Source organism: Psychrobacter sp. S1-30-MNA-CIBAN-0213 (assembly GCF_040309845.1).
Taxonomy (GTDB): domain Bacteria; phylum Pseudomonadota; class Gammaproteobacteria; order Pseudomonadales; family Moraxellaceae; genus Psychrobacter.
In genome coordinates this window covers 79,090-88,241 of the sequence record NZ_JBEOPE010000014.1, presented here as the reverse complement: position 1 = coordinate 88,241, position 9,152 = coordinate 79,090, and the positions used below count along the sequence as shown (strand labels likewise).

The 9,152-nt window shown below is 40.4% G+C and carries 6 protein-coding genes; 2 read left to right on the top strand and 4 right to left on the bottom strand.

Features of this window, described 5'->3' with window-relative positions:
• Positions 1-293 precede the first annotated feature (293 nt).
• The 4 genes from fusA to AAEY87_RS12155 form a co-directional block, all read right to left on the bottom strand.
• Complete coding sequence (gene fusA, locus AAEY87_RS12170; RefSeq protein ID WP_068329500.1) at positions 294-2,420, bottom strand: elongation factor G; 2,127 nt, start codon at positions 2,418-2,420, stop codon at positions 294-296.
• A gap of 394 nt (positions 2,421-2,814) precedes the next feature.
• The gene (gene rpsG, locus AAEY87_RS12165) at positions 2,815-3,288 is read right to left on the bottom strand and encodes a 30S ribosomal protein S7 (protein ID WP_068037983.1); all 474 of its coding nucleotides are present in this window, start codon (positions 3,286-3,288) and stop codon (positions 2,815-2,817) included.
• Positions 3,289-3,490: 202 nt separating this feature from the next.
• Positions 3,491-3,865 carry a 30S ribosomal protein S12 gene (rpsL, locus tag AAEY87_RS12160; RefSeq protein WP_010200611.1) on the bottom strand — a complete coding sequence of 125 codons (375 nt, stop codon included), beginning with the start codon at positions 3,863-3,865 and terminating at the stop codon, positions 3,491-3,493.
• A 393-nt stretch (positions 3,866-4,258) separates the two neighbouring features.
• Entirely contained in the window at positions 4,259-5,398 is a 1,140-nt protein-coding gene (locus tag AAEY87_RS12155; RefSeq protein ID WP_068329501.1) for an EcsC family protein, read from the bottom strand.
• A gap of 643 nt (positions 5,399-6,041) precedes the next feature.
• On the opposite strand from AAEY87_RS12155, the gene AAEY87_RS12150 reads away from it, so the two are divergent.
• A complete protein-coding gene (locus AAEY87_RS12150) occupies positions 6,042-7,292 on the top strand; it encodes a beta-ketoacyl synthase N-terminal-like domain-containing protein (RefSeq protein WP_068037989.1) in 1,251 nt (416 codons plus the stop codon).
• 3 nt (positions 7,293-7,295) lie between these two features.
• Positions 7,296-9,056, top strand: a complete 1,761-nt coding sequence (locus tag AAEY87_RS12145; protein ID WP_350657372.1) for an anthranilate synthase component I family protein — start codon at positions 7,296-7,298, stop codon at positions 9,054-9,056.
• Positions 9,057-9,152: the final 96 nt, after the last annotated feature.

Here is a 9,152-nt window from a genome sequence, read left to right as displayed (position 1 = left end):
TGTCCGATGGTACCAACGTTGACATGTGGTTTTAGACGTTCAAACTTGGCCTTTGCCATGGGTATTTCCTCTTTATTTGGGATTAGAATTTTCAACTAAAGTGCTTAAATAATGTTAAGACAATAGCTAAAGCATTCTGACCACATTAAGATAATTGTTAAAAGGTTGCACATGCAATGTGCAGATATTATAAGAAAATCACAACCAATAACAAGTCTTTTAACAAGTTATTGGTATATTCTTCAATGGCAATATAGAGATGCACTCTATATCGCCACTATTAAGTACTTTATTTACTCGTCGCCATCTTTAGAATTGAACTTAGAGATGATTTCAGCAGCAACTGATTTTGGAATTTCAGCGTATTTTTGGAATTCCATTGAGTATGTAGCACGGCCTTGTGACATTGAGCGCATTTGTGTGGCATAACCAAACATTTCTGCTAATGGTACTTCGGCACGGATCTGCTTAGTACCACCAGGTAAGTCTTCCATACCCTGTACCAAACCACGACGACGGTTAAGATCACCCATGATATCGCCCATGTAGTCTTCAGGCGTTTCAACTTCAACTTTCATGATTGGCTCAAGTAACGCAGGGTTTGCTGCCATGAAGCCTTTTCTGAAAGCCATAGAGCCTGCCATCTTAAACGAAAGCTCGTCCGAATCAACGTCATGGTAAGAACCGTCATACAAGGTCGCTTTTACGTTAACTACTGGGTAACCAGCAAGTACGCCATTTTTCATGCGTTCTTGGATACCTTTATCAACGGCACCATGGAATTCTTTAGGTACGGTACCACCAACAACTTCTTCAGCGAATTCGTATTCAACATCACCCGCTGGATCAAGTGGCTCAAGACGTAACCAAACGTGACCGAATTTACCACGACCACCTGTTTGACGTACGAATTTGCCTTCTTGTTCAACAGTGTCACGAATCGTTTCACGATAAGCAACTTGTGGTGCACCGATGTTTGCTTCAACGTTGAATTCACGCTTCATACGGTCAACAAGAATTTCTAAATGTAGCTCACCCATACCACTAATGATAGTCTGACCAGACTCTTCATCAGTATGCACACGGAACGATGGATCTTCTTTTGCAAGACGACCTAAAGCGATAGACATTCTTTCTTGGTCAGCTTTAGTCTTAGGTTCAACGGCAAGACTGATAACTGGATCTGGGAATTCCATGCGCTCAAGAGTGATAACATTTTGCTCATCACATAGCGTATCACCAGTTGTCACATCTTTCATGCCAACCAATGCTGCGATATCACCAGTACGAATTTCTGCAAGCTCTTCTTGAGAGTTCGCCATCATCTGTACGATACGACCAACGCGCTCACGCTTCATTTTAACTGGGTTATAAACGCTGCTACCTTGCGTCAAAACACCTGAATAAACACGAACGAAGGTTAAGTTACCAACGAACTTATCATTCATGATTTTGAATGCTAAAGCTGAGAATGGGGCTTCGTCTGATGCTTCACGAGTGCCTTCAGTTTCATCTTTGTCATCAAGAATACCTTTAATAGCAGGTACATCCATTGGTGCTGGAAGATATTGAATAACCGCATCCAACATCTTTTGTACACCTTTGTTTTTGAAGGCAGTACCACAAAGCAATGGAATAATTTCGTTATCAATAGTCAACTGACGAATAGCAGCATTGATTTGCTCTACAGACAATTCGCCATTTTCCAGATACTCGTTCATGAGTTCTTCTGAAGCTTCAGCCGCATTTTCTACGAGATGCTCACGATACTCTTCTGCTTTTTCTTGCAATTCAGCTGGTATTTCGCGTTCTTCAAATTCCATACCTTGAGATGCTTCATCCCAATATAGAGCTTTCATAGTGACTAGATCAACAACGCCTTCGAAATCATCTTCTTTACCAATTGGAATAACCAATGGTACAGGATTACCACCTAGACGAGTTTTGATCTGCTCAATAACGCGATAGAAATCAGCGCCAACACGATCCATTTTATTTACAAATGCAAGACGTGGTACTTTATATTTGTTCGCCTGACGCCATACGGTCTCAGACTGTGGCTGGACGCCACCTACTGCACAGTAAACCATGCAAGCACCATCAAGTACACGCATAGAACGTTCAACTTCAATCGTGAAGTCAACGTGACCTGGAGTGTCAATAATGTTGATACGATGTTCGTCAAACTGTTTTGCCATACCTGACCAAAAGCAAGTCGTCGCCGCTGAGGTAATAGTAATACCGCGCTCTTGTTCTTGCTCCATCCAGTCCATGGTGGCTGCGCCATCATGTACTTCACCAAGTTTGTGACTAACACCGGTATAAAATAAAACACGCTCAGTAGTGGTTGTCTTACCAGCATCGATGTGCGCTGAGATACCAATATTGCGATAGCGTTTTAGGGGAGTTTTACGAGCCATAGTGTTTTCCTAGGGAAATTCGTGTATAGATTAATGTGTTGTGTCTCTACCTTATACTCTATGACAAAGCGGTCAGCTTCGTAATATTACTTACTGATTATTGGGCCTAATACGGACAAAAAAAGAGCAAATACTAAGAATAGTGCGGCATCAAATTTGGGATGCTTTATGTAGGACAGCATCATGATAGATGTTCGCCATTTAAGATATATAATAGTTCAGGCTGTTGAAAAGCCTTAAGCTATCTAATCGTCTTATTAATCATGACGAGAATCAATAGAATAAGTAGTATAACGATTAACCAGCAGATATATTATCTACAAGTTAATCGTATCAATCACATATAACGTATAAACAACTTAATAAAAAAGTTATTTATAAATGCTAAGCCGCTTTAGAAGCGATAATGAGAGAATGCTTTGTTAGCATCTGCCATGCGGTGAACTTCGTCACGCTTTTTCATAGCATTACCTTTGCCTTCTGACGCATCAGACAATTCGCCAGCAAGGCGTAGAGCCATTGATTTTTCAGAACGCTTAGCAGCAGCTTCAGCTAACCAACGCATAGCCAAGGCAGTACGACGGGAGGGGCGTACTTCCATTGGTACTTGATAGGTTGCACCACCAACACGGCGAGCTTTCACTTCAACCATTGGGCGTACATTTTCTAAAACTTCTTCAAAGAAAGATACTGGATCTTCGATGTTACGCTTCTGGCTTACTGTCTCAAGGGCACCGTAAACGATACGCTCAGCAGTAGATTTTTTACCATGACTCATTACATGGTTGATGAACTTAGCGATGGTTTGGCTACCAAACTTAGGATCCGGTAGGATCTCACGGGTAGCAACGACGCGACGTCTTGGCATAATAATAATCCTTATCTTCAGGAGTGTCTGACATTCACAATCTCGCACCAGTCAATAATATAGGCGGTGTTATATCGAGTTGTCAGTCAGCCTTACTGCATGGCGGTATGTTATGACAGCATATTACTCATTTAGAATAAGAATACTGTTAACACCAAACCCATGCACAGTTAATGGGTGATACAAATAGGCTTAGCTAATATTAAGCTTTAGGCTTCTTCGCACCATATTTAGAGCGACCTTGTCTACGGTCTTTTACGCCAGCACAATCTAATGCACCGCGAACAGTGTGATAACGTACACCTGGTAGATCTTTTACACGACCACCACGAATAAGTACAACACTATGCTCTTGTAAGTTATGACCTTCGCCGCCGATGTAGCTTGATACTTCATAACCAGAAGTCAAACGTACACGACAAACTTTACGCATTGCTGAGTTAGGTTTTTTAGGCGTGGTAGTATATACGCGAGTACATACACCGCGACGCTGTGGGCACGCTTGCAACGCAGGAACTTTTGACTTTTCCTTGATGGTTTTGCGACCCTTACGAATCAATTGGTTAGTTGTTGCCATAAGGCATCCTTCTCCCGTTTGGTATAAAACAAAAAAATGGGCGAATCCACCATCCTCTTCATTAAAAGTGAAGATTTTGAGGCACCCATTTTTAGGACAATGTATTATAAAGATATGTTGCTGCTATTTCAACTACTTATAGTCAGTTTCACTTTACAATGCTGAATAGATATGCATTAAGTATACTCTAATATCGGTTAGCAATACAGTAAAGCATTGGCAGCAACTATAAACAACTTACTACGTACTTCTACAACTGTAATAAGCTTTTAATTTATTATCGACTAAATGGCGATAAAGTCTTATTTTTCAAGGTAACTTTTGGGATATTTTGTTTCGTGCTTTATATACCAACATCCTCTATTATCTTAATCAATAAGAGTCAATCAACCGTTATTTCTTAGCCTTAGTCTTAGTCTTAGTCTTCTTTCCAGTATCAGCTGATTTCTCATTATCTTTATTATTAGATTTAGTGTCAGCAGGTTCGTCTGACTTTTTCTCTGAGGAACTATCAACATTATCAGATTTGTTATCTGAGTCTTTATCCTGCTTGGTTGTCATTTGGCTTACTTCTTCTTCGCTACTACTATCATCAGTGATAAATCGGTTAGCGAGTTTTGGCTCTGGCGCAAATGTTGCTTGAGCTACCCCAAGCACTTCGTCAATTAGACGACTATTGTAGTGCATACCGACAGCAACAGCACTTAATGGTAAGAAACGGCGTATCCACGATAGATTAATTTGATCTAAATCAACCCCTACTTGCCCAGCGATATTGTCTATTTGCTCAGCGTAAAAGTTGACATTTTGATTTTTAAGACCAAGGTTTTTCAGTTCGCTGTGCAATCCGCGACTTTGAGCATTATCGAGTAAACCCTTACCCACCCCAATACCTGCTAGCAGCGCTTGCTTTTCTTGCATCTTGCTCAAATCTGCACTGGCAAGTAGCTCATAAGCCATCTTGATCCCTTGCTTACCAGTCAAAGGCTTGTCATAGACAGCAGCTAATTGATAAACAGAACGCAATGATACCAACAAAAGCCACAAAGTATCAGCCAGCAATCCTGGTAAACCTGCTAAGCCCGTCAGACCACCCAGAGTTGCCAACGCTCTATTCTGATTGGCGATATCAGTGGCTAGCGCATAACGTTGTTCATCATCTAGTACAGTAGTATCAGCAAAACGATGCTCGTTCGGCAAATCTAATTGGCTCCAATTAGCGGCTAGTTTGGCTACTTGAACAAAGGCGCTGTCTAATACAGACTGAAATAAACTATTAGGTACGACTTTTTTAGCATATTTACCATACGTAGCAAAACGTGTACCTAATAATTGCTGTGTCGTTTTTAAGGTTTGCTCACGAAATAAATCTTGTTGATAATCCTCATCACCTAAGTTTACTGCCTTGTACTGACGTGGCTTACTTGCTTTGGCATTAGCACTATCAATTAATGATCCCATACGTTCAAGATTATTACGGGTAAAATGGCCAATAGTATTGATACCTTGAGAAAGAGTGCTTCGTTTTGCCATCGTTATATCCTTAGTATGATGATTAAATAACTTAAAATTAAAATCGACAAATCTTTATTATGTACGGCTATGCATTGAGTTTTTTGACGTACCAATTTAATGTACCAATAAATTCTGATAAAACAACAAAAATGTTTGTCTATATCAATGCTCAGGTCATCATTTTAGCTATATCTTAACTTCTATGTCAGTGTGAACAATGTTATCAATATCGTAAAGTTTGTATCTAAAAGTATGGCTTATCTAACACTATAAGCATGATATAGAAACTATATATGTGTATTTTTTAGCCCATATACTATCCCTATGACTGCTATAATAACGCATGTTATATTTATAGAAACCAGTCAAACAAGCCTTTTTATCTTACCTTTAAGAATTATTATTTTTTTGCGACTGTTTTGCATTAGAGAAAAGATTTTGAGTCGTTGATACGTTATCATAATAATAACGTAATAATATGCAAATTCAGCTATGGTTGAATGATTGCTTCGTCATTTAATATGACATTATCAAATATTTTAAATATATCAAGTACGAAGGCAGCTACCTAGTAAAAGCGGCAAACATCTACACATAGATAGCAGTTATAAGTATTCACAGCTAGATATTGACAACAATTAATTACTATAAGGAATGGAATATGCGCCGAGTTGTTATTACTGGAGCAGGGATTGTCTCTTGTATCGGACATGATTTAGCCACCGTCACATCTGCTCTTAAACAAGGTCAGTCTGGTATTACATTTAATGAAACTTACGCTGAACATGGGTTTAAGTCGCAAGTAAGCGGTAGCATCGACAAAACGGCGCTAGATACGGCTGGTATTGATCGTAAATTGAAACGATTTTTTAGCGATGCGAGTCTTTATGCTTACGTCAGTGCGTTAGCGGCAATTAAACAATCTGGTTTGTCACTTGAAACCATCAATCATAATCCGCGTGTCGGCGTGGTAGCAGGTTCGGGTGGTGCATCGACAGAAGATGTAGTCAGCGCAGTCGATGCTATGCGCGAAAAAGGCCTACGCGGGGTCGGAGCAATGGCTGTACCAAAGACTATGAGTAGCTCGGTATCAGCAGCACTAGCAACTGGGCTTAAAATTCAAGGTATTTCTTACTCTATTTCTTCTGCCTGTGCAACTTCAACTCATTGTATCGGCCATGCAGCTGAACTCATTCAACTAGGTAAGGCCGATGTGATACTTGCTGGTGGTAGTGAAGCTGAAGACTGGACCCAGTCGTGTATGTTTGATGCGATGGGTGCGATGAGCACTCAGTACAATGATACGCCTAAACAATCTTCGCGTGCTTATGACAGAGATCGCGATGGCTTCGTAATCGCTGGTGGCGGCGCAATGGTAGTCGTTGAGAGTCTCGAGCATGCACAGGCACGTGGCGCAAATATTTTAGCAGAGATTGTCGGCTATGGTGCCAGCTCGGATGGGGCAGAAATGGTTGCGCCAAGTGGTGAAGGTGCCGTACGTTGTATGCAGCAAGCATTAGCTCAAGCCGGATTAGAGCGTGTTGATTATGTTAATACCCATGGTACCAGCACACCGCTAGGGGATATTACTGAGCTTAAGGCTATTGCTAAAGTATTTGCATCAGACACTGACACTCCTACTAAAAACTCTGTGCCACCTATTAGTTCTACCAAGTCAATGACAGGTCATAGCTTGGGTGCTGTTGGAGCGCAGGAATTAATCTACTGTTTACTTATGCTGCAAGAAGGCTTTATTGCCCCAAGTATTAATATTGAAAATCTTGATGAGGCAGCTGCCCCTTTCGATATCGTCACTGAGCTACGTGAAACTAAGCTAAATACCCTTATGAGCAATAGCTTTGGTTTTGGTGGCACCAACGCGACCTTAATTATTAAAAGGTTTGACGCTTAAACTATGCTCGCATCAAACTCTTCTCAAGATGAGATTAGACAGACTCAATATGCACAAACGCCAGCTATCAAAAATAGCTGGCGTTTTGGCGACTTATCAGCCGCAGAACTGCTACCACAACTGCAGAGGCATTTACTTTCCCAAGATACTAAAGCTAATTGGCAATTGGTTTGGTTAAATAATAATGGGCGACCTGTAATTGGCCTACTACCTAAAGTAAGCTGGTCTGTTTACTCTGCTGACAGCAAAATATCTAACAAGCAGCTGCCCGATTCTAAATATAGAGTGATAAAAAACTTTCGAAATGATAGTAATGCACTAACGACAGCGCATATGAGTTATTCAGAATGGCAGGATGAACTAATCCATTATAGTCAGGCTTACGAGTCTGATAGTAGCGTTTCAAACTTAATAGATAAATCTAATGAGGAACCAAGTTATCATCACGGTCTAATAGGCTTTATTGGTTATGACATTACTGCTTATGAATTAAGTCCAGCAGCTAAAATCGAACTGGCTGCGCAGCCTTGTGCGGTATTGGGACATTATGATATCTATCTGACCCCGTCCAATGAAGACAAAACTGGCTGGAAATTAAATACTTTAGCACTGGATACTGATAACGAAACAACAAGTTCAATACTAGCTGAGCTTATATCTTACTTTAGTATCTTAGACCATGAACTATCCCAGATAAAAAAGGCAGCTGACAATCTTGAATGCCAACTAACTCCCTTAGTATTGAATGCGCGCTGGCATAAAGATGATTATCAGAATGCTTTTGAGAAAACCCAAGACTACTTACAACAGGGTGACTGTTATCAAATCAATCTAACGCAAGCTTGGCAAGGCTGCCTTAATAAGTTAGATGGCTCATACAATTATAACGACTCTATAACAACGCTCGTTGATTACCTACCTACCCTACATCGAAATACTCAGGCACCATTTGCTGGTTATTTAGGGGTTAATAGTAATTTAGATGACTTAGGTGACTTAGATAACTTAGATAACTTAGATAACTTAGATAATTTGGAACCTAACTATACAACAACTGATAACCATGCTAAAAACGTTAAGCATGTCAAAACCCCACCCTTAAGCTTTGAGCTATTGAGCTGCTCACCTGAGCTGTTTTTTACTTTTATAAAAGATATGGCTACAGGCTCGCATCACATTATTACTAAACCAATCAAAGGTACTCGTCCTAGAGGTATGGATAATGAGCAAGATTTAACCTTAAAGCAGCAATTGATTGACAGTAACAAAGATCGTGCTGAGAATGTCATGATTGTCGATTTATTACGTAATGACTTAGGTAAATATGCCAAAACTGGGAGTGTAAAAGTACCGCATTTATTCGCAATTGAAAGCTTTAGCAATGTGCATCACATGGTCAGCACCATTACCGCTGAGCTAAAGCCCGATGCACATCCGTTAGCAGTATTATTTGGCAGTCTACCTGCAGGCTCAATCACTGGTACGCCCAAAAGGCGTGCTGTTGAAATCATCTCTGAATTAGAAGCGGGACCGCGAGGCGCTTATTGTGGCACCATGGGTTTTATGAATTTTAATGGAAGTGGTCAATGGAATGTGCTCATTCGTACATTGCAAGCCGACACATCGTTGAATGCAGCAGGGCAAGTAAGCTTATGGGCTGGTGGCGGTATTACTGTCGCCTCTGATTGTGACGAAGAATATCAAGAATGTCTGGATAAAGTTGGCAACTTACTGAATGTATTAAATCAAGCAGGCATAACCTAAAAAATTTGCTTTGAAAATTTTAGCTGGGCAGTTGAAAAGACTCATATGATTAAATACAAAATTGAGTAGGTGAATTACTCGCTGGTTTCTAACTTA

Excerpts from the sequence above, each read along its gene's own strand:
- AAEY87_RS12150 (WP_068037989.1), top strand. The coding sequence starts at position 6,042 with ATGCGCCGAGTTGTTATTACTGGAGCAGGGATTGTCTCTTGTATCGGA.
- rpsL (WP_010200611.1), bottom strand. The coding sequence starts at position 3,865 with ATGGCAACAACTAACCAATTGATTCGTAAGGGTCGCAAAACCATCAAG.
- AAEY87_RS12145 (WP_350657372.1), top strand. The coding sequence starts at position 7,296 with ATGCTCGCATCAAACTCTTCTCAAGATGAGATTAGACAGACTCAATAT.
- rpsG (WP_068037983.1), bottom strand. The coding sequence starts at position 3,288 with ATGCCAAGACGTCGCGTCGTTGCTACCCGTGAGATCCTACCGGATCCT.
- AAEY87_RS12155 (WP_068329501.1), bottom strand. The coding sequence starts at position 5,398 with ATGGCAAAACGAAGCACTCTTTCTCAAGGTATCAATACTATTGGCCAT.
- fusA (WP_068329500.1), bottom strand. The coding sequence starts at position 2,420 with ATGGCTCGTAAAACTCCCCTAAAACGCTATCGCAATATTGGTATCTCA.